Source organism: Alteromonas macleodii ATCC 27126 (assembly GCF_000172635.2).
Lineage (GTDB): Bacteria > Pseudomonadota > Gammaproteobacteria > Enterobacterales > Alteromonadaceae > Alteromonas > Alteromonas macleodii.
This window is the reverse complement of the sequence record NC_018632.1, coordinates 636,264-656,858: the sequence shown is the minus strand read 5'-3', so window position 1 is coordinate 656,858 and position 20,595 is coordinate 636,264. Positions and strand designations below refer to the sequence as shown.

The window sequence follows — 20,595 nt, the reverse complement described above, 5'->3', positions numbered from 1 at the left end:
GGTTTATTGAAGGCAATAAACCCTAGGCTAGTTCAGCAGCTCAAGTAAGCTAGCTTTATGCGATGTCGTACCATCGCTTCGCATTTTCGTACAGCAGCGCCGCTTTTTGAGTTACAGAAAGCGGCGTTGTAATGTCAACGAACCCGTGCCAAAGCGCGGCATACGGCATTGCCACTGACACACGGGAAGTTGCTGGAAACATCAGTGATCTGTGCCAACGGTGTCCAGCAAGGTTTCAAAAATATAAGACGCACGCTGCCACAGCCAACGGCGATCTTGCATTTCTAATCCTGAGAACTTAAACACAACTTGCTGCGTTTCATTCAAGTCGCGAATATTCTGCCGCCATGTTTTAAACGCAAAGCTATTTACATCAATTGGCGCTATTGCGGCATGATTTATAGCCACTTTTAGCGAGGGTGTTTGTTCTAGTACCGTTAGCAGCGCATGCACAGCATTGCTATCTGCAAGATTTAACTGCGCTTCAAAAGACAAGCCTTGCGACGCCATATGATGAACTCCCCATTTAACCTTAGGGGTGCGTAAAAGTACTTTAGCATCGTCATCTAATATGTGACGAAGCCCACGTATTGACTGGTACCGCTTTAGCTTGTCGATATGACTGCCAACATTATTTCCCGTTAAATCGATACACCCAACCGAACGGAATGGCAGCGTACAATGACGCTCCAAGAACGCAATTTCACGCCAGGGTCTTTCGTTATCGTAACCCGCTTCAATGTGAACAAAACCGGCTAACTGCCCTAACGACGCGCGATAAAGCATGTGCTCTGTAGTATGTTTTGCAATCGCTTTTTTATCTGGCCAAAAGGGGGCATTGGCTGGTTTCAGCCAACCATAGTGCCCTTCGTTTAAGGCAAAGAAGTGAATATGAGGGTCTATCCAAGTGATTGAAGGCTTGCTCATCTTTGTTTATAAAACCTTGGTTTATGCTATTGCTGATAAGGCATTTCGCGTTGCTTTTCTGTTCAGCCCTATCTATTGTGCTCTTTCTATTGTGCTGTGTAGCCCCCATCCACCGCATACAAGCTACCCGTGATGAACGACGCTTTGTTGCTGCATAGGAAATAAGTCAATTCAGCTACGTCTTCGGGCTGGCCCAAACGTCCAATAGGTTGTGCAGCGGCTTCTTCAGCTACCACTTCAATTTTATCTGCCCCGGAACGTGCCACATAATTATCAATGGCGTTATGAAATAGAGGGGTTTCGATGGTACCCGGGCATACCGCGTTAACGCGGATATTATAGGGTGCGTAGTCAAGCGCGGTGGTTTTCGCCATAGACGCCAACGCACCTTTGCTGACACCGTAGGCGAACGAATTGCGCTTTCCAATAAAGGACTGATCTGAACCCATCACCACAATCGCGCCGCTGCCCTGCTCTTTCATGGTTGGCAGGCAAGACTTAATCGCGCCATACGCCCCTTTTACGTTCAAGTTTAGTACCTTATCAAGCAGCGCTTCATCAGTGTCTTCAATGGTTGCTGAAACATGTATACCGGCATTACATACCAATGCGTCTATGCGTTGATAAGAACTAATAACCTCATTCACCGCGGCTTCAATATTACGCACAACACTTACATCACACGGCTTCCAGATAGCATTAGGTAACGCTTGCTCAAAGTCTCTGATATCTAAATTAATGACTTGATAACCGTTTTGACTAAACAGCTTGCATACCGCAAAACCGATACCCAAGCTTCCCCCCGTTACAATGCAAACCGGGATCTGCGCATCATCACTGCTATGTTTAAGGTTTTTCTTCGCGCTTTCTGGATTCATGTTTTTATGTACCATGTTGCTTGTGCGTATGTGAACGGGTTATTTCAATGTAGGCTAAGCATGCCAGTGAGAATTTGAATTGCAAGCGAGCTTACCACTTGAGTTCACTTTTCTATATTAACATCAATGCGTCAGTCATCATCATCAGAGCCTGTGTGACCTTTACTGCACATTTAAAGTCCACGAGTCTTGGTAAACCTATGTGTTTCTCTCATATCAGTCCGCATAGATCATTACCCACATCATCCAAATTTATTATTAACTTTCCTTTAACGGACTATTCGGACTACGCTTTTTGTGACTATAATAGACAAAATTAAAACACTTGTTTGAAAAAGGAGTCATCCATGCCTCTGTACCACGCCCCTACGACTGATTTTCAGTTCTTGTTAAAAGACTGGCTTGGACTTGATGCTCACTACGAAAAGCTCGGTATCAGCGACTTTGATAGCGAACTTGCCAACGAAATTATTGCACAGGGTGCAAAGTTTGCTTTGGATGTGGTTGCCCCTCTTAACCGTGAAGGCGATGAAGAAGGCTGTACGCTAAAAGACGGCAGCATTACCACGCCTAAAGGCTTCGCTGATGCCTATCAGGAATATGTTGCTAACGGCTGGAATGCAATGCTAGGTACTGCCGAGTACGACGGGCAGGACTTGCCGTACACCATGGCTGTGCCTGTTCACGAAATGCTAAACGCGGCGAACTTAAGCTGGCGTTTAACCACCATGCTTACTGAAAGCGCAACACTTGCGGTTACTAAACACGCCAGTAAAGAATTAAAAGATATCTACCTTGCTAAGCTAATCAGCGGTGAGTGGACAGGTACCATGAACCTGACCGAACCTCATGCAGGAACAGATTTGAGCTTGCTTAGTACCAAAGCAGAGCCACAAGGCGACGGCAGCTATAAAGTCACCGGTAATAAGATTTTTATTACCGCAGGTGATCACGATTGGAGTTCGAACGTTATTCACCTTGTTCTAGCTCGTCTACCTGACGCCCCTAAAGGTGTTAAAGGCATCAGCTTATTCTTAGTGCCCAAGTTCCTTCCAGATGCCAGCAATGAGCCTGGTGAGGCGAACAGCTTGTCAGTGGGAAGCATCGAACACAAAATGGGAATCAAAGCGAGCCCGACTTGTGTGATGAATTTTGACGGTGCAACGGGTTACCTTGTAGGTGAAGAAAACCAAGGGCTGGCATGCATGTTCACCATGATGAACGATGCACGCTTCCAAGTAGGTCTGCAAGGTTTAGGGGCGGCAGAAGCCTCTTACCAAGGCGCGCTGACCTATGCCCGCGAACGCGTTCAGTCTCGCGCACCTCAGGGTATTCAAAATCCAGAAGGCAAAGCAGACCCGATCGTCTTTCAACCTGACGTAGCGCGTATGTTACTTACGCAGAAATCACTGATTGAAGGCTGCCGTGCACTTTCACTTTTCTATGCCAAGTTTATGGACGTTGAGAAGCTTGGTGAAGGTCAAGAAAAAGAAGATGCCGACAAGATACTTCAGTTTTTAACCCCAATCTGCAAAGCTTTTATGACGGATATGGGCCTTGAGACCACCAGCCTAGGTGTACAAGTATTTGGTGGTCACGGCTTTATTCGTGAATGGGGTATGGAACAACTTATGCGCGACGTGCGCATTGCTATGTTATATGAAGGCACCAACGGTATTCAGGCGCTAGACCTTATTGGTCGTAAGCTTACCCGAGATGGCGGTCAAATGATGGAAGCGACCTATAATGCGTTTAACGCTTTAGTTAGCGACATTCAAGACAGTGAGGCGAAGGGTCTGGCTCAAGGAATTCTTGATGACTGGCGTGCATCTTCAGCCGATTGCTTAGGTATGGATGCCACCACCGCTGCAGCCGCTGCTTGTGATTACTTGGCATACAGCGCTTATTCCTTGATTGGTGTACTGTGGTACAGCATGGCCGACAAAGCGCAGGCATCAGGTAATGCGGTACTTGCAGCGTCTAAGATGAAGACACGTGACTTCTACATGGAACGTATCTTAGTACGTCGCGATGCGCACAAAGCCGCTTATAAAGTTGGCCCTGAAAGCACCCTTGCAATATCAGGTAATGAGTTTGATTATCTGTAGGCAGCTTATACTGCTATAGCCCGTGAAATATGGACTATGAATGCAAAAAAGGTCACTATATGTGACCTTTTTTATTATGATTTGAATGAAACTATTAGTCGTTCGCTGCTACTTGGGTTGAAAAGGTATCTGAAAACCAATCGTTAAGCATCGCTTTTTCATAAGAAAGCGATTCCGTGCGATTGCGACGAATATTCGACTCCATAAAATCCATATCTTTAAGTTTCACATCTTCACCACTTAAAATGACCTGACCGTCGGCATTAGCCAACGAGTAGCTAAATGTCATTCTAGGAATATCAACGCGCTTAATGATACGGACGTCGCTACCGGCGCCGTTACCGAAACCGACAAACTGGCTTGGCCAAACTTGGCCAGCTAAATCAACGTTTGTTACTGTCATTGACAGCACTTGCGACTCAGGTAAATCACTGGCCAAATCTACAATATGTTCTTCAAGCTCTTGTAGCGTTCGTTCGCGGAACCGTTTACGAGATTCATTGGTTGGTCTTACATCGCTATAAGACTCAGGTTCTTCCCACGTTATCTTCACCTCAGCGGCTTGAGTGGGAGCAAAAACGGTAAGGAGTCCCACCGCTGTGGCGCAGCTTAAACAAGAAAAAGTACGTAATTTATTCACTTTTATGCTCCTAAATTCAGTCGTTTAAACTATGAGTTAGCAAGACATTTAGAGAAAGCTTAGCATGCAGCAATTGTCGGCTTTTATATCAGCTTTATATTTAACCAACCTTGTTAAAATTGGCTAGTCTCGCTTTGCTACTTGCATAACTGACGACTGTTTAATGATTAGGCATAGTTGAACGCGTTTAGTTCCCGTAAAGTTGGGGTTTATATCGTCCTTTTCACAATAGGTGTGATAAAAACGTTTAACGCTTGCGCTATCAGCGGTGATTTGCTGAACATATGTTTGCTGGTAAGGCTTTAAGGGACTCAGCTGGATATTAATTTTATCTTGTAAACTACGCAGTTCTTCTCGCTCCGGTAAGGTGGCAATTGAAACTAGCCATTCAGAAAGCGAGTTCTGGATATCTTCAAAGAGATACTGAACAAAAGGAGACCGCAGCACAATTACCAAAACAATAATTTCAGCAGCGATGATAAAGAACCTTAACATGACTTCTCAGCTAACTTTGACAGACGTTTACTACAAATAGCGCCAATTTTTTAGCACCTTTCTCACTATGTGCTCAACTACACTTTGCCAATTTACATTTTCACAATGCTCACTGTACACGATTCAAACGGTAATTGACCACATTATTATCGACGATAATAGGGTCATATCGGTTTACCTGTAAATACAGCAAACTATACTCATGTATAGTAGGTAAAGCCTAATCGTCGATGTTGGACATCAAATGGCATCTGGCCGTTATATTAATCCTCATTATTCACGTAGCTGTATTTAACTATTTACAAAGTTACATAGACTGAGGAAATCAAAACAAAAAACGACTTACGTTCTGAAGTTTCAGTATTGACTGAAACTTTAAAAAGATACACCATACGCCGCATTATTGATCTACATTAAATATGACGTTTTGAACGCAGTTATACTGCACAGGCAGTTCGTTACGTCACACAAGGTTAAGCTATGAATGAACAAATACCGGTAAAGACCGTTACACCGGTAAAAGTACATAAACCCAAAGGTGGACCTGAGGGTAAACGCCACGACTCTCGTAGCCGTATTTATGTGCGGGCTGTACAAGGCCCTCTGGAGACGTTTAGACGCATGTTTGGCCTTTTCTTTTTGGGCCTCTTTGCCATCATTCCATGGATTCAGTACAACGGGCATCAAGCCGTGCTACTCGACATCGGCGAGCAGCGATTTACTATATTCTCTCTAACCTTATGGCCTCAAGATCTCACTTTACTGGCCTATATATTTATTGTTTCCGCCTTTGCGCTGTTCTTCGTCACCACTTTCGCTGGTCGAGTGTGGTGTGGATTTATGTGTCCTCAAACAACGTGGGTATACATTTATACGTGGTTCGAAGAGAAATTCGAAGGCCCGCGCAACAAGCGTATAGCGCTAGATGCACGCAAAATGGATGCAGATAAATTTTTGCGTAAAACAGCTAAGCACACCGCTTGGGTATTGGTAGCGCTGTTAACGGCTTTAACCTTCGTTGGCTACTTTACGCCAATTGATGAACTGTTTATCGATTTTGTAACATTTAACACCAGCTTCTGGGCAGGTTTATCGGTTATTTTCTTTGCCGTATGTACGTACGGAAACGCTGGCTACATGCGCGAAATCATGTGCACGCACATTTGCCCGTATGCGCGTTTTCAGTCTGCCATGTTCGACAAAGACACGTTTACGGTATCGTACGATGCAAAGCGTGGAGAGCAACGCGGCCCGCGACCACGCAAACTTAGTCACGAGCAAGTAAAAGAAAAAGGGTTAGGCGACTGTATAGACTGCAACCTGTGTGTTCAGGTATGCCCAACCGGTATCGATATACGAAATGGCTTACAATACGAATGCATCAACTGCGGCGCCTGTGTTGATGCGTGTAACGGTGTTATGGATAAAATGGGTTATCCTAAAGGCCTGATAAGCTTTACCTCTGAAGAAGAACTAGCTGGCGGTAAGACTCATATTTTACGTCCAAAGTTAATTGGTTACTTTGTAGTTTTAGTGGTGATGATAGGCTTGCTGTTTGCCAATATTTGGATGCGCAGCCCCACCGAAGTTGACATTATCCGCGACAGAAACTCGCTATACCGCGAAACGAATGAAGGGCTAATTGAGAACGTTTATACAATAAAAGTACTTAACAAAACTCAGCAAACCCAAACCTACTCTATTGCTGTAAAAGGTTTGCCTGACTACAAGTACATTGGTGAGCAAACTGTAACAGTTGAAGGCGGTGCGGTGTATAGCACGCCAATTTCAGTTGCAACTGACGCCTATAATCTGGAAGATACGGTTACCGATATTTTTATCAGTGTAACCTCCACTATTGATGGGGAAACGGTTACCGTTGATGAGCCAACTAAATTCCTTTATCGATGACAGATTTTTCATTCTCTGGGCTTAGCCCAGACACCATATTAGATGCCCTGGAAAGTCAGGGCATTTTTCTTCAAAGCGGTTTGCTAGCACTAAATAGTTATGAAAACCGCGTCTATCAGTTTTTGGCTGAAGACGGTCAGCGCTATGTAGCAAAATTCTATCGCCCAGGTCGATGGACCGACGCTCAAATTCTTGAAGAACACGCGTTTGCTGCAGAGCTAATCGATAACGAAATTCCATTGGCTGCGCCCATTTCTCTCAATGGCAGCACGCTGCATCATCACACCGTGGCCGAAACTGACTATCGATTTGCGTTATTTCCTTCGGTGGGCGGTAGACAATTCGAAAATGACAACCTTGATCAACTCGAATGGATGGGGCGTTTCATTGGCCGTATCCACCGCGTGGCCCATGCTAAAGGGTTTGCACATCGTCCCTCGATTGATATTGAAAGTTACCTCGATGAACCGAAGCAGGTGCTTATGAAAAGCACACTGCTGCCAGAGCATCTAAAGACAGCATTTTTGCCATACTTAACCCCGTTATTGATGCCACGAAAAAAGCGTATAAGCCAACATCAAGTATTCGGCTTCACGGTGACTGCCACCCAGGCAATATACTGTGGCGCGATGGCCCTACCTTCGTTGATTTAGATGATTGCCGCATGGGCCCTGCTATCCAAGATTTGTGGATGATGCTAAGCGGCGACCGCCAACAACAACTATTGCAGATCGATACTTTGGTTGAAGCATACGAGGAGTTTCACCCGTTTGACACTGCACAGTTGCCACTTATTGAGCCCCTCCGCGCTATGCGAATGGTGCATTACATGGCATGGCTTTCACGACGCTGGGAAGACCCTGCTTTTCCGCGGGCATTTCCTTGGTTTGCTGAAGACAAATACTGGGAAGGCCAAATACTTGCTCTGAAAGAACAGCTATCGGCCCTTCAAGAGCCTCCACTGAAATTAGGATATTGAGCCAGCCCCTTTACTGCTGAAAAAACGCTTTTTCGATGACCGTTGCCGATAATCTTATGGCGGTTACGAAAAAGCGTAAGGTATAAGAAACCGTATTCGCTATCACTTTTTAACTTAGATATAATCGACAGTGTGTAGGTGCTCTTGTCTAGCTCCGTATTATACCAGTCCGCATAGATAATTACCCACTCAGCGTGAGTGGGCAATTATCTATGCGGATTGGTATTAACTACGGCGACAAGGGTTAAACGGGAAATCAGTGAAAAACTGATGCTGCCCCCGCAACGGTAAACTCAACGCGTTGTCGTTTTCTTTTCATACGCCACTGTCTTTTATGCGTTACGTATTAAACGCCATTAGATGGGAAGGCAAAAGAGCTATTACATTTTTAGTAATGGTGAGTAAGCCCGGATACCGGCCTGTACTTCATGGTGTCGTTTGCTTGCTCACATCCATAATTAAGCAATGCGTGCACTTTCCCTAATCATGTGCTCGGGTGGAGCGCATCAAAGACAACATAAAAACCATGCGTACACATTTTACTAAAGCAGCCCTTAGCGCTGCAGTTATTTCGTGCTTAAGCACACCTGCCTTTGCTCAAACTTCTGACCAAGATATTGAAACTTTAACAGTAACAGGCACGCGTTTGCCTATTTCGTTAACCAAACTTCCTGGTTCAGTATCGGTGCTAACTGAAAGCGACATTAAAGCTTCGGGCGCACTTCAACTTACCGATCTAATTCGCGGCCTACCTGGCGTTAGCTTGTCTCAGTCAGGCAGTCCTGGTGGCTTAACAGAGCTGCGCGTGCGCGGCGGTGAAACCAACCATCTACTTGTTTTAATTGATGGCGTTGTTGCCAACGACGTAGGCCAAGGAAGCCTAGTTGACCTTGCTCACTTAACTAGCGCAAACGTGGTGCGCATAGAACTTCTTCGAGGCCCGCAGAGCGCAAGATGGGGCAGCGGCGCTATCGGTGGTGTATTGAGCATTACTACGAAATCAGGCCAGTTTGCCGATAATGCGTCACACGTAGACTTCTCTGCTGGCGTTGGCACACAAGGTACGTTGCAGGGCAGCATGAACGCGCGCTCGCAAAGCGATAACGTAGGTATTTCTGCATACGCCAGCTACATACGTACCGACGGTGACAACGTATCTCGTGTTGGTAACGAAGATGATGGCTACGACAACATGACCGCTGGCATTAATATTAATTATGCCGCAACGTCGGAGCATACGTTAATAGCTAACCTTCGCACGGTTCAGTACGAGAACGATTACGACAGCACTGATTTTGTGACGACAGGCCTTCCTGCTGACTCAGATAACGTGACGGATGGTTCACAAATTAGCGCGAAATTAAGATGGGAATTTGCTCCGGAAAATACAGGTTATCGCTCAGCGCTAAGTGCGCATTATCGCAAAGACGATAACGATAACACTGAGTCAGGTGCAGACACTGGCGGCACCACTGGTGAGCGCATAGAGCTAAACTGGACAGGTTTCTATACCATGGATAACTGGGATTTTGCTGGCGGTGTTGAATACCTACAGCGCCTTTTTACCCAGCGCGGCCCAATTGCATTTGGCGATCCGAACCAGAAGCAGCACGACAATACTTATAGCGTATTTGCCGAGACAAATGGCCAGCTAACCGAGTCGCTAACCGCAACACTAAGCGCACGATTCGACAACAACAGTGAGTTCGACAATGCCGTAAGTTATCGCGGTGGCCTTACATGGCAGCTTAACGATTACTACGCTGTTTTTACCAGCTATGGTAAAGCTGTTAAAACCCCCACCTTCACCGAGCGCTTTGGCTACTTCCCAGCAAGCTTCATCGGCAACCCAAACTTAGAACCTGAAACCAGTGAAGAATGGGAAATAGGCGTTAAGGCAAACTGGAAATCACTGTCTGCACAAATCAGCGCATACACTACCGACCTTGAAGACGAAATCAATGGCTTCGTATTTGTGTCAGATTTGGGTGCATATAGTGCCGATAATATCGACGGTGAAAGCTCGCGAGAAGGTATTGATCTAGAACTTAACTGGGACAGTGGCTATGGTGATTTTACCGCAGCGTATAGTTATCTAGATGCGGAACAAACCGACAATGGTATAACAACCACTGAACTGCGTCGTGCCCGTCACCAAGGCTCATTAACCTACAACACTGACTTTGGAACGGAGAAGTTCAGCTTTTACACCAAGCTAGCTTACACAGGGAGTCATTACGACACCTTCTTCCCTCCTTTCCCTGAACCGTCTCAGACTCTGGCGCTGTCAGCCTATACGCTTGCAACCGTTAATTTAGGCTATCAGATAGATAAGCAGTGGCAGGTCTCGTTGAAGGTCGACAATGTATTTGATACTGATTATGAAGACATTGTAGGTTATGCAGGCCAAGAGCGTCGCGCTCTACTTTCAGTTAACTACAGCATGTAAGTGATGTAACGTTAATGAACCTTCTGTTGAGCGTTGCTTAAAGGCAAAACTCAACGTGAAATCAACAAACAATAAAGGGCTATACATGGTTATAGCCCTTTTTCTTTGAGTTTCTGTTAGGACCTGATGATTCAGACTCTGTTCATCATGCGTATATAAAATACTGCATTTACCTAAACCTTGAGTCGCGTTTTTTAGTGAGCTTGTCGCGTACTAAGGCATTAAAGTAGAACAGGTCCTAGTTAAGCGAACAAGCCTGTGATAACCTCGGTATCGATAATAGTTTTTTGAACATAGGATTATATTCCATGAAAAAGTTTGCAGTAATGTTTGTCATGGCAATGCTTTTGCCACTAACAGCATGCGCTCAGGAGCCAGCGTCTAAATGGAAAGAAGGTACGCACTATACTGTGCTTGATAAAGAAGCCACAGATAAGCCTGTTATTACTGAGTACTTCTCATTTTGGTGCCCTCACTGCTTCCAGTTCGAACCTATCGTTGCGCAAATTAAAGAAAAGAAAAGCGACGGCACGAAATTCAATAAGGTGCATGTAAACTTTATGCGTTTTACTGGACCAGAAGTTCAAGACGATGCAACTAAAGCCATGCTAATTGCGCGCGCTATGAAGCAAGAAGACGCGATGAACGGCGCTATTTTTAACTATATCCACAAGCAACGTGCATCTATCACTGGCTTGAAAGACCTTCGCAATATCTTCGTTGTAAACGGTGTAGACGGTGAAGAGTTTGACAAAATGGCTAAAAGCTTCGGCGTAAATAGCATGGTGCGCAAGAATCAACAGCAAATTGATGAGTATCGTGAGCACCTAACTGGTGTGCCAAGCTTTATTATCAACGGTAAATATCAGCCTACTTTCACTGCTGACATGACCTTCGACGACATCGCTGACCTAATCGTGTGGCTATCTGAGCAAAAATAATTTGGTTAATAACCAATACACTCATTAGACCTTGAATAATTAAATGGGCGCTCAGGCGCCCATTTTTACGCCTTGGAGCATCCCAATGTATGCAGTAAGTGACTTTGCTGACTTTATCTGTGAACTTGACCAGCTAAAAGCAGTTAAGCGCCAGATCACCCTACCCTGTGATAACTATCGACAGGAAAACTCCGCAGAGCACAGCTGGCATGTTGCATTAATGGCAAATATGCTAAGCGAATATGCGGCTAAACCCATAGATGTGACCCGCGTTATTCGCATGATCCTTATTCACGATATTGTGGAAATTGATGCTGGCGACATGTTTGCTTTCAATCATCAAACAGATCACGACGCACAAGCCGAGAAAGAAGTAGCTGCCGCTAAGCGCATTTTTGGTTTATTGCCGAGTCCACTTAGTAGTGAAATGCTCGATTTATGGCTTGAGTTTGAAGCAGCGGAAACCGCCGATGCAGAATTTGCAAAATCAATGGACCGCGTACTTCCCGTATTTCAAAATATGAAAGACAACGGAGGAAGCTGGAAGCGTCACGGTATTGCAAGGGAGAAAATTGAGAAGCGTAATGCTCACCTTAAATCTTGCGCACCGGCTTTATGGGACTACGTTATGCAGCAGCTTGATGTGGCCGTTGAAAAAGGCTGGCTAAGTCAGTAACGACTCAGCCAGACCTGTAGTATTAATTACAACATAACGTTGTAATAGTGTATTGCAATTAGAAGCGTGTACCAATCCACATCCAGAAGCGATTGGTATCCACCTTTATATCTCCCGCATCGTAAGTACCGTACTTAATGCCAAAATTGTACTTACCTGCAAACTTCTTCGTATACTGTACATTAATTTCGCTGCCTAAGTCGTCAGCACCGTTACTGCTGTCGTCAGCGCTGAAATCGTGGTAAGCCAAAAGCCATTTACCACCGGCTAGCCCACCTGATAGAGATAACTTAAGATCTTTTAAGCCCTGTGCTGGCGTGCCCAAGAACTGATCAGTCCAACCGTTGAATTTGTGCAGCGTAGCTAGCGGCGTTGCAAACCCGTACAACCCATCGTCAGAACCTAGTATTTCGTAATCGACCTTAGCCGTCACGCCAGAAAACGTGGCTGCGACATACGCATTTAAATAAGAGGCGTCAAAGTCGGTGGCCGTTTCGCCCGCGCCAGCTTCGCTTGATTGCGTGGCAAACTCACCACCGTAAGCCCAACTCACGCTCTCACCTTTCATCTTTCCATCGTAGCTCACGCCATACGTGTCCAACGCGTTATCCGTGTCGTTGTCCACTTCTAAAAGGTAAGCGTAGGCCACAAACTTGCCAATTTTAGATGTATAAGTAGCATGAAGAATATGATCTTTAGAATCTAAATCTGCCGCCTCAGCAAAAATGCGGTTGCGTTTGTAAAGATAGCTATAGAATAGTTCTAGATTGTCTGTTGCCGCATATTTAGCGCTTACGGCATCAAAGGTCTGGCGGTCTTGTCGCCAGCCAACGTGGCCAACAAATCGATGGTCATCCAACGTAATTACTTGTCGCCCTACTCTGGCGGTAAAGTTATCTGCCTTATACTGAATAAAAGCTTGATCAACTTCGGTAGTTTCAGGGTCGGCAATGACCGAATACTCACCTACGTTAAAGCCAGTAGGCCCCACAGTGAACTCATCTTGCCCAAGTACAATACGACTGTCTTCAACTTCAGCGGTAAATGAGAAACCATTAACGCTACCCGAACTAAACCCTAGACGCGTACGCAAAGTCAGTGCACTTGCGTCTTCTAACGCATTGTCTTGATCAACAGCTTCGTAGCGTAAATTCAGATCCGCCCATGCCTTTGAATCGCTTAATGCGCTGTGAATGTCAGCGGCCATTACGCTTCCACCCAATACTGTCAAAACAGATGCTGTTAGCATCTTAATGCCAAAGTTTTTTAACGTGTTCATGTGTATTCCCTATCGGTATCGATTTTTATTAGTCAACACTTACCCAGCCAGCAGTAGAATGCTGGTTAAAAGTGATGGTTTTGGTTAGTTGGCGGAAAAGGCTTCCGCCCTAGTCAGGTGCCGATAAAGCTAGGCGGCATCTGACTTCTTAGCGTCTTTTTTTTCAGATGACACCCCGCTGGGTTTTGCTAGCTGTTGTGAATGTTTGTTAGTTGTAAGCGCTTGGTTGGCGCGTGACGAAACGGTTTCAACCTTCTTTTGTTTGTCGTAAAGGAAAGTTAAGACTTCATGTCTGTAGTGGTTGTACTGCTTGTTATCTGCAAGTGCTAATCTATCTCGCGGACGCGGCAACTCAATATCTAGAATTTCGCCAATGGTGGCTGCCGGGCCGTTATTCATCATAACAATACGGTCTGATAGCAATACCGCTTCATCCACATCATGAGTAATCATGATAACCGTGTTACCCAAATCAGCATGAATTTCCATTAGCGAGTCTTGAAGATGAGCGCGAGTTAGGGCGTCTAGCGCACCGAACGGTTCATCCATTAGCAGCACTTTTGGCTCCATTGCCAACGCTCGTGCAATGCCCACTCGCTGCTTCATACCACCTGAAATTTCACTAGGCAGTTTGTCGAGAGCGTGGGTCATGTGCACAAGCTCTAGGTTGTGCATGATCCAGTCACGCATCTCGTTTTTACTCTTGCCTCGCATGGTCGATTTTACGGCCAGCTCAACATTCTTGTATACCGTAAGCCAAGGTAATAAAGAATGGTTTTGAAAGACTACTGCGCGTTCAGGTCCAGGCTGCTTCACTTCTGCGCCATCTAAAATTACGCCGCCGGTAGTAGCTTGGTGCAAACCTGCGACGATATTCAGCACCGTTGATTTACCGCAGCCCGAATGGCCAATTAACGACACAAATTCACCTTTGCTGATTTTAAGATTTACATCTTGAAGCGCAGTAAATGGCCCCTTCGGTGTGGGGAAGTCGATACCCACCTGCTCTAACTCTAAGTGTTTAGTGTGCATAAAATTCTCCTCAAAATTAGCGTAGTACGCTCGACTTGTCCCAGCTTACAGCGCGCTGAATCGATAACATTAGGCGGTCTAGTACAAAGCCAATAGCGCCAATGGTGAGCACTGCGACCATGATTCTCGCTAGCGACTCTGAACTTCCGTTTTGGAATTCATCCCACACAAACTTTCCTAGGCCCGGGTTTTGGGCAAGCATTTCTGCCGCAATCAGTACCATCCAGCCAATACCAAGCGACAATCTAAGTCCTGTAAAAATCATGGGGATAGAAGATGGAAGTACTATTTTGGTGAGATGAGCAAACGGCGTAAGGCGCAATACCTTACTTACGTTGATTAGGTCCTTATCAATATTTGATACGCCTACTGCGGTGTTAATGAGGGTTGGCCATAAACAACAAAGCGAAACCGTAAAGGCAGAGGTCACGAATGATTTAGAAAAGGCCGGATCATCGCTGACATAGAGGGCACTTACCACCATAGTCACGAGCGGCAGCCATGCCAATGGAGACACTGGCTTAAATAACTGGATAAGTGGATTTATTGCGGTGTAAGCAGATTTACTTAGACCACATAGTATACCCACGGGAACCGCCACGACTGATGCAATTAAGAATCCAACCATAACGGTGTAAAGGCTTGTCCATATCTGATCAAAGAAGGTTGGCGCACCGGTGAATTCTCTAATTTTTGGCTGATAAGTAGGGTCCTGCGCTACACGCGCTGCATTTCTTGCTTCTTGACGTTGATAGAAAGCGTCCGCTTTTTCACGCTGTGCAATATGTTCGTCAATTAACGCACCGGCTTGCTCAAAAACTTGTGCAGGCCCTGGGAACTGCCCCAGCGACGTGTCGATACTTTTTGCTACACCATTCCAAATGGCCAAAAACATCAGCAAGCCAATAACAGGCAGCAGCAACGCAGGCGTGGATTGATATAAACGGCTCAACAAAGAGTTGGCGTTTGACGGCGACGATGGAAGGCGAAGAATGGTTGTCATCTTGCTCATTGCTTGCTCCTGACACTTGATGTGCGCTTTTGCGCTGTTTATGCCCCGCCCTAGTTAGAAATGAAAGCAGGGCCATTAAATCAGACACTTACAGTACAGTGTCGCCCTTCAGACCAATCTTGAATTGCTCCAAGTAAGCGTTAGGCTTGCTTCCGTCAAACGTCACGCCATCAATGAATTCGCTCTGAGGCGGCTTGTAGCCCGTTTCCGTCCCAAACTCTGGAAAGTCAGACGCCTTAGCTTTACCTTCGGCAATCAACGCTTTAGCAGCCTGAGCATAGACCTCTGGTTTATAAACTTTTTTGGCTGTCTCTTTATACCAATCGTCAGACTTAGCCTCTGAAATTTGACCCCAGCGGCGCATTTGTGTGAGGTACCAAATAGCATCACTGTAGTATGGGTAAGTGGCGTTGTAGCGGAAGAACACATTAAAATCAGGCACGTCGCGCTTGTCACCTTTCTCGTATTCGAAAGTGCCTGTCATGCTGTTAGCCAGTACGTCTTCATCTGCACCTACGTAGTTACTTTTAGCAAGAATCTTTACCGCTTCAGGACGGTTAGCATTGTCGTTTTCATCCAGCCACATTGCCGCTCGAATTAGGGCTTTAACCACGCGAATGTGCGTATTTGGGTATTTGTCAGCCCAGCCTTGGCTTACGCCGAACACTTTTTCAGGGTTATTTTTCCAAATTTCGTAGTCGGTGATCACAGGTACACCAATACCTTTAAACACAGCCTGTTGATTCCATGGCTCGCCTACGCAGTAGCCATAGATGGTGCCGGCTTCCATCGTCGCTGGCATTTGCGGTGGGGGGGTGACTGACAACAGTGCCTGAGCGTCTATTTGGCCCGCGGTATCGCCTTTATGCGGCGCATAATATCCAGGGTGAATTCCACCTGCCGCAAGCCAATAGCGTAACTCGTAGTTGTGTGTAGATACTGGAAATACCATTCCCATGTTGAACGGCTTTCCAGCGTTGCGGTATTCATCAACCACTGGCTTTAAATAATCAGCTTTAATAGGATGAACTGGCTTGCCATTTTCCTGTGGAATATGGGCCTTCATTTTGTCCCAAATTTCATTAGAAACGGTAATTCCATTACCATTGAGGTCCATACTGAACGCTGTTACCACATGCGATTCCGTGCCGAAGCCAATGGTTGCACCAAGGGGCTGGCCAGCCAGCATATGAGCGCCATCTAATTGGCCGTCGATTACGCGATCAAGCAGCACTTTCCAGTTAGCTTGCGCTTCCAATGTAACGTAGAGGCCCTCATCTTCAAAAAAGCCTTTTTCGTACGCCACAGCAAGCGGTGCCATATCAGTGAGCTTGATAAAACCAAACTTAAGTTCTTCCTTCTCAGGCCAGCCTACCGCTGGCGCTTGTGCTGCCACACTCGCAGAAAAACTTGCTACAGAGACGGCAAGTGCTGCACATACTCCAGCACTCGCCGTTCGAAAGCGTTTTAGCAGTGATGTTGTCTTTAACCCAGTCATACGTGTTCCTCGTAGCCAAAAAAAAACCCACCAGCGTACGACGTTTAACCGTCGAGCATGGTGGGCTTCGTTGCCGTGTTTGTAATATCGGAGTTCTTACAAACGCATCAAGTTGTTAATGGTAAGTCAGGAATTCCCGCTCACACACCTCATCTTTAAGGGAGGTTTATTAAAAGCTTTAGCTTATAAAACCATCTTTATTTTTTATTATTATGCACTTGCCATAAATGCCGGAGATGATGATGCTTCCTTACCGTTCTCCGCTGAATCCTATTTGTTTACCCTATGGTAAGTGTTGTGCACTCCACTCTGCCATCGCATTTGTGTTTGCACCCGTTGCTTTGTACAGCAACGTTGTTGTTGCACGGATTAATTAGCACCCATCGTGCCAGAAATGTAAGCCATTAAAATTTATGAACATTTACACTATTGAGGTAAGAGAAAAGTGAGAATGAATTCGTTTTGGTGCACCAAAACAGGGGGGGTGTTCAACCTTGGTGCGCGAAAGCAGATACCAAGGTTGAACAAATATGGCCAATGACTAAAGCTGTCTGATTGTGTCGCTAATTTTCTAGAGGCGTTTAGTAAATTGCCCGATAGCGTTTACCACTTCATTGGCACCGCTTTGGATTTCGCTCATTGCTTTGCCTGACTGCGTTGAATACTCTAAGGCTTCGCGCGCTTTTTCCTGACCCGCTTCAATTAACTGAACTGCATTTTCTGTTAACTTTCTGTTTTCTACGACAACGTTTACGATTTCTTCAGTTGCGCTACTGGTTCGCGACGCTAGCTGCCTGACTTCATCGGCTACTACCGCGAAACCACGCCCTTGATCGCCTGCACGTGCAGCTTCAATAGCAGCGTTAAGCGCCAATAAATTAGTTTGGTCGGCAATTCCGCTAATACTTTTAACCAAGTCCGCAACTTTTTGGGATTGCTCATCAAGGTCCTTAATACCTTCACTCGCATTACCCATCTGTTTCGTTAATTCGTTCATCGCCTTAACCGTAGAATCGAGCACTTGGTTTCCCTTACGTGCTTGCTCTCCAGTTTCTTGCGAAATATTGAATGCAACGTTGGCGGCTTCAGAAATGGCGAACTCCCGCTTCATTTGCTCTGTAATTACCGTTGCAAATTTCACTACTTTATAAAGCTGACCATCTTCGTTTCTGATGGGGTTATATGACGCTTCTAGCCACACTTCATTCCCTCGGCTATCAATGCGTTTGTAGCGTCCAGATTCTAACTGTCCTTGCGCTAGCCCACGCCAAAACTGTTTGTATTCTTCCGAGTTCGCCTCTTGCTCTGTGCAAAAGATCCTATGATGCTTTCCAACTATTTGCTCCAGCTTGTAGCCCGTGCCTTTCAAAAAGTTTTCGTTGGCTTTTATGATGGTGCCATCAAGGTTGAACTCAATAACAGCAGAAGAGCGATGAAGCGCGGCAATCATATCTCTAAGCTCATTACTGTAAGAAATATTGCGCGTTTGCTCTGCCATATAGAAAGAAATACACTTCACATTTCCATAGGCGTCATCTATGGGCTGTATGATTCCTCTTACCCAAATCTCATGGCCTTTTGCATTATTGAAGCTAACTGCGCCATGCCAATGACGATGATTTTTAACAGCGCCTAGCATATCTTGAACGTCCGATTTCTTAAGCGATTTCGGGTCCATTAGGCTTTCAAGGGACTTCCCTTCTAGCTCTGAAATCTTAAATCCTGTTGCTTGAGTACATAGATCATTAATTGCACGTATACGTCCATCTGCATTCAACTCAATGTACAACATTTCTTCACGAAGCTCTTCCTTAACCGTTTGATATGCCGCCAGTTCCTTTTCCAAACGTTGGTTTTCGGCTATCAACTCTTTATTTTTGAAAACATCCCGCGCTCCTAATGAACTTCGTTTCACGCATTATTTATCAGCCGACTTAGCTCATAACGAAGCCACCCTGACAAAATAGGCACTGGCGTATCACACTGAAATACGGTTAGTTGTCTGAAACGATAAGCTAGTTTTTGTTGGTTTTGATTAAAGATAGCAGAGGAAATGAAGTTTATTGATGTTTCACACAAATAAAACTGAAGTTTTTTTGTTCAATAAAGATTAGAGATAGCCCAGTTTGGGGATTGACATAAACCCGCCTCTTTTTACTATACAAAAATACTCATGGCAGCGATGAAAACACGCAGCGATTCCGGCCGCCCGTTTTGGCGTCGTACAAAGCTTTATCAGCGGTATTAAGGATCGAAGTTAACGTCCAGTTGTGGTGATTAACGAAATTGACCGTTGCAACGCCCAAACTTGCGGTAATTACGGGTGAAACTGTGCTCTTGCTGTGCTCTATCCCTAATGATTCTATCGCATCTCGAATCTCTTCAGCTTTCACCTTCGCGCCTTTCTCATCGGTATTGGGCAAAATCGCTACGAACTCCTCACCACCGTATCGAGCACAAAAATCAGTGTTACGGGTAATGACTTCATTAAGCCCAATAGCGACGGCTTTCAGGCATTCATCCCCTTTAGGGTGACCATAATTGTCATTGTAAAGTTTGAAACTATCGACATCCAAGATAACTACCGTCAACGGCCAGTCATACCGTTTTGACATCGCTATTACCTTTTCCATTTCCATTTCAAATGCCCGTCGGTTTGGGATGTTAGTCAGCGGATCGCTAAGTGACAAACGAATCAATTCGGTTTCCTGGCTCTTTACTCTCTCAAAATACAGTGCGAAGGTTTTAGCCAGGCGAGATATCTCGTCACTGCCTTCGAAGCTTGCTACTTCTTCACTATTTTTTTCAACCAAGTTGGTTAAAGCAATTAAACGCAGAATAATACGTTTGTAGATATAGAAGATGATGGCGCAACAAATAATCATCACAATTAATGAAAGTGCCAATGACAGGGTTATTTGTTTGGACACAGCTTGGTTGGCAGATAATGCGTAAAAAGAGGTGTCTTTTGTGATTGAAGATGCTCTAAACTCAATATTTGACGCGACTTCTTCAGCCAAGTGCTCAACAAAACTGCCTCGCCCTCTTGAACGTCCACGAATGCGCATGACATTAGCTTGTTTATCAATCATGCCCCATTTACCTAATACCCCCTCCTCTAGCGCACTTACCAGTTCGCTGCTGCGCTTGTCGAGCGTTGTCGCCTCACGCAAGGAAGCGATGCTTTCTTCAATATTGTCCTCTAACTTGCGTAACTCATGCAGTTGGAACTGCTGATTTATTTGGGCAATTTGTAATATCAGAGGAACCAGCGTTTGAGAAGATTGAATACCCACATACTGCGATTTATTGTCTTCAAAAATATTGTTCAAGTAAGTAAATAGTACTTCCCTTTCCACCCGCACTTCTTTTTCGACATCAATCCGCTGACGCACTAATGCGTTTAGTTCTTCTATTTCTAATGTAAGTACATTCAGCTGCGTCGCTAAGTACTTGTCTCCTTGCTCAAGCTTCAAATTGGAGGAATCCAGGCGCTCTATCGTTTCATCCAACTGGGTTTTGACGATACGCCGAGACGATTGGCTCTCAGACGATGTTAATCGCGCAGTAAGTGAAATTAAGTGCTGAACTTCTCGCGTAATTTCAGTAGCTTGGCTAAGAGTGGGGATAGAAGACGAGGTGATATCGTCAAGTACTTTTCGCACGTCATTTAAACGCAGCAGCGACAAAACCAGTATCAAAAGAAAAAATCCCATCACACTGCATTGCGCAATGATAAACAGATACAAGGTCTTTTTCTTATGCTGCAT

Annotated in this window: 16 protein-coding genes, 1 pseudogene and 1 riboswitch; of the genes and pseudogenes, 6 read left to right on the top strand and 11 right to left on the bottom strand. The window is 45.2% G+C overall.

The window, feature by feature from the left end; all coding sequences use genetic code 11:
- Positions 1-55: 55 nt before the first annotated feature.
- From MASE_RS20180 to MASE_RS02865, 3 genes are all read right to left on the bottom strand, one after another.
- Positions 56-202, bottom strand: a complete 147-nt coding sequence (locus MASE_RS20180; protein WP_014948256.1) for a hypothetical protein — start codon at positions 200-202, stop codon at positions 56-58.
- Positions 202-927 carry an amidohydrolase family protein gene (locus tag MASE_RS02870; RefSeq protein WP_014948255.1) on the bottom strand — a complete coding sequence of 242 codons (726 nt, stop codon included), beginning with the start codon at positions 925-927 and terminating at the stop codon, positions 202-204. Before MASE_RS02870 ends, MASE_RS20180 begins: the two co-directional genes overlap by 1 nt.
- Positions 928-1,013: 86 nt before the next feature.
- Positions 1,014-1,805, bottom strand: a complete 792-nt coding sequence (locus MASE_RS02865) for an SDR family NAD(P)-dependent oxidoreductase (protein ID WP_014948254.1) — start codon at positions 1,803-1,805, stop codon at positions 1,014-1,016.
- A 347-nt stretch (positions 1,806-2,152) separates the two neighbouring features.
- Here MASE_RS02865 and MASE_RS02860 point away from each other — a divergent pair, with 347 nt between their 5' ends.
- A complete protein-coding gene (locus tag MASE_RS02860; protein ID WP_014948253.1) occupies positions 2,153-3,913 on the top strand; it encodes an acyl-CoA dehydrogenase family protein in 1,761 nt (586 codons plus the stop codon).
- A gap of 94 nt (positions 3,914-4,007) precedes the next feature.
- Here the strand turns inward: MASE_RS02860 and MASE_RS02855 are convergent, their stop codons facing one another.
- Positions 4,008-4,553, bottom strand: coding sequence for a DUF3016 domain-containing protein (locus MASE_RS02855; RefSeq protein WP_014948252.1), 546 nt, complete (start codon positions 4,551-4,553; stop codon positions 4,008-4,010).
- Positions 4,554-4,676: 123 nt separating this feature from the next.
- Positions 4,677-5,048 (bottom strand): hypothetical protein, encoded by a 372-nt coding sequence (locus MASE_RS02850; RefSeq protein ID WP_014948251.1) that lies wholly within the window; start codon positions 5,046-5,048, stop codon positions 4,677-4,679.
- Between the two features lie 480 nt (positions 5,049-5,528).
- On the opposite strand from MASE_RS02850, the gene ccoG reads away from it, so the two are divergent.
- The 5 genes and pseudogenes from ccoG to MASE_RS02825 all read left to right on the top strand — a co-directional run bounded on the left by ccoG (position 5,529) and on the right by MASE_RS02825 (position 12,004).
- Positions 5,529-6,959, top strand: a complete 1,431-nt coding sequence (gene ccoG, locus MASE_RS02845) for a cytochrome c oxidase accessory protein CcoG (RefSeq protein WP_014948250.1) — start codon at positions 5,529-5,531, stop codon at positions 6,957-6,959.
- A pseudogene (locus MASE_RS02840) lies at positions 6,956-7,938 on the top strand (serine/threonine protein kinase). The gene ccoG and the pseudogene MASE_RS02840 overlap by 4 nt, the downstream one beginning before the upstream one ends.
- A gap of 203 nt (positions 7,939-8,141) precedes the next feature.
- Positions 8,142-8,376, top strand: a riboswitch (cobalamin riboswitch).
- Positions 8,377-8,464: 88 nt separating this feature from the next.
- Positions 8,465-10,387: a TonB-dependent receptor plug domain-containing protein gene (locus tag MASE_RS02835; protein WP_232362802.1), complete on the top strand. Its 1,923-nt coding sequence runs from the start codon at positions 8,465-8,467 to the stop codon at positions 10,385-10,387.
- Positions 10,388-10,695: 308 nt separating this feature from the next.
- Positions 10,696-11,328, top strand: coding sequence for a thiol:disulfide interchange protein DsbA/DsbL (locus MASE_RS02830; protein WP_014948248.1), 633 nt, complete (start codon positions 10,696-10,698; stop codon positions 11,326-11,328).
- Positions 11,329-11,413: 85 nt separating this feature from the next.
- Complete coding sequence (locus tag MASE_RS02825) at positions 11,414-12,004, top strand: HD domain-containing protein (protein WP_014948247.1); 591 nt, start codon at positions 11,414-11,416, stop codon at positions 12,002-12,004.
- A gap of 58 nt (positions 12,005-12,062) precedes the next feature.
- Here MASE_RS02825 and MASE_RS02820 read toward each other — a convergent pair whose 3' ends face one another.
- The 6 genes from MASE_RS02820 to MASE_RS02795 all read right to left on the bottom strand — a co-directional run bounded on the left by MASE_RS02820 (position 12,063) and on the right by MASE_RS02795 (position 20,595).
- Positions 12,063-13,283, bottom strand: a complete 1,221-nt coding sequence (locus tag MASE_RS02820) for an alginate export family protein (protein WP_014948246.1) — start codon at positions 13,281-13,283, stop codon at positions 12,063-12,065.
- Positions 13,284-13,412: 129 nt separating this feature from the next.
- Entirely contained in the window at positions 13,413-14,315 is a 903-nt protein-coding gene (locus MASE_RS02815; RefSeq protein WP_014948245.1) for an ABC transporter ATP-binding protein, read from the bottom strand.
- A 16-nt stretch (positions 14,316-14,331) separates the two neighbouring features.
- Positions 14,332-15,327, bottom strand: coding sequence for an ABC transporter permease (locus MASE_RS02810; RefSeq protein WP_014948244.1), 996 nt, complete (start codon positions 15,325-15,327; stop codon positions 14,332-14,334).
- Positions 15,328-15,415: 88 nt separating this feature from the next.
- A complete protein-coding gene (locus MASE_RS02805) occupies positions 15,416-16,825 on the bottom strand; it encodes a CmpA/NrtA family ABC transporter substrate-binding protein (RefSeq protein ID WP_014948243.1) in 1,410 nt (469 codons plus the stop codon).
- Between the two features lie 571 nt (positions 16,826-17,396).
- Positions 17,397-18,740 carry a methyl-accepting chemotaxis protein gene (locus tag MASE_RS02800; protein ID WP_014948242.1) on the bottom strand — a complete coding sequence of 448 codons (1,344 nt, stop codon included), beginning with the start codon at positions 18,738-18,740 and terminating at the stop codon, positions 17,397-17,399.
- A gap of 256 nt (positions 18,741-18,996) precedes the next feature.
- Positions 18,997-20,595: a GGDEF domain-containing protein gene (locus MASE_RS02795; protein ID WP_014948241.1), complete on the bottom strand. Its 1,599-nt coding sequence runs from the start codon at positions 20,593-20,595 to the stop codon at positions 18,997-18,999.

What these genes read in the sequence shown, in the direction of transcription:
- MASE_RS20180 (WP_014948256.1), bottom strand. Translation starts at nt 202, where the DNA reads ATGTTTCCAGCAACTTCCCGTGTGTCAGTGGCAATGCCGTATGCCGCG.
- MASE_RS02870 (WP_014948255.1), bottom strand. Translation starts at nt 927, where the DNA reads ATGAGCAAGCCTTCAATCACTTGGATAGACCCTCATATTCACTTCTTT.
- MASE_RS02865 (WP_014948254.1), bottom strand. Translation starts at nt 1,805, where the DNA reads ATGAATCCAGAAAGCGCGAAGAAAAACCTTAAACATAGCAGTGATGAT.
- MASE_RS02860 (WP_014948253.1), top strand. Translation starts at nt 2,153, where the DNA reads ATGCCTCTGTACCACGCCCCTACGACTGATTTTCAGTTCTTGTTAAAA.
- MASE_RS02850 (WP_014948251.1), bottom strand. Translation starts at nt 5,048, where the DNA reads ATGTTAAGGTTCTTTATCATCGCTGCTGAAATTATTGTTTTGGTAATT.
- ccoG (WP_014948250.1), top strand. Translation starts at nt 5,529, where the DNA reads ATGAATGAACAAATACCGGTAAAGACCGTTACACCGGTAAAAGTACAT.
- MASE_RS02835 (WP_232362802.1), top strand. Translation starts at nt 8,465, where the DNA reads ATGCGTACACATTTTACTAAAGCAGCCCTTAGCGCTGCAGTTATTTCG.
- MASE_RS02830 (WP_014948248.1), top strand. Translation starts at nt 10,696, where the DNA reads ATGAAAAAGTTTGCAGTAATGTTTGTCATGGCAATGCTTTTGCCACTA.
- MASE_RS02825 (WP_014948247.1), top strand. Translation starts at nt 11,414, where the DNA reads ATGTATGCAGTAAGTGACTTTGCTGACTTTATCTGTGAACTTGACCAG.
- MASE_RS02820 (WP_014948246.1), bottom strand. Translation starts at nt 13,283, where the DNA reads ATGAACACGTTAAAAAACTTTGGCATTAAGATGCTAACAGCATCTGTT.
- MASE_RS02815 (WP_014948245.1), bottom strand. Translation starts at nt 14,315, where the DNA reads ATGCACACTAAACACTTAGAGTTAGAGCAGGTGGGTATCGACTTCCCC.
- MASE_RS02810 (WP_014948244.1), bottom strand. Translation starts at nt 15,327, where the DNA reads ATGAGCAAGATGACAACCATTCTTCGCCTTCCATCGTCGCCGTCAAAC.
- MASE_RS02805 (WP_014948243.1), bottom strand. Translation starts at nt 16,825, where the DNA reads ATGACTGGGTTAAAGACAACATCACTGCTAAAACGCTTTCGAACGGCG.
- MASE_RS02795 (WP_014948241.1), bottom strand. Translation starts at nt 20,595, where the DNA reads ATGCAGCATAAGAAAAAGACCTTGTATCTGTTTATCATTGCGCAATGC.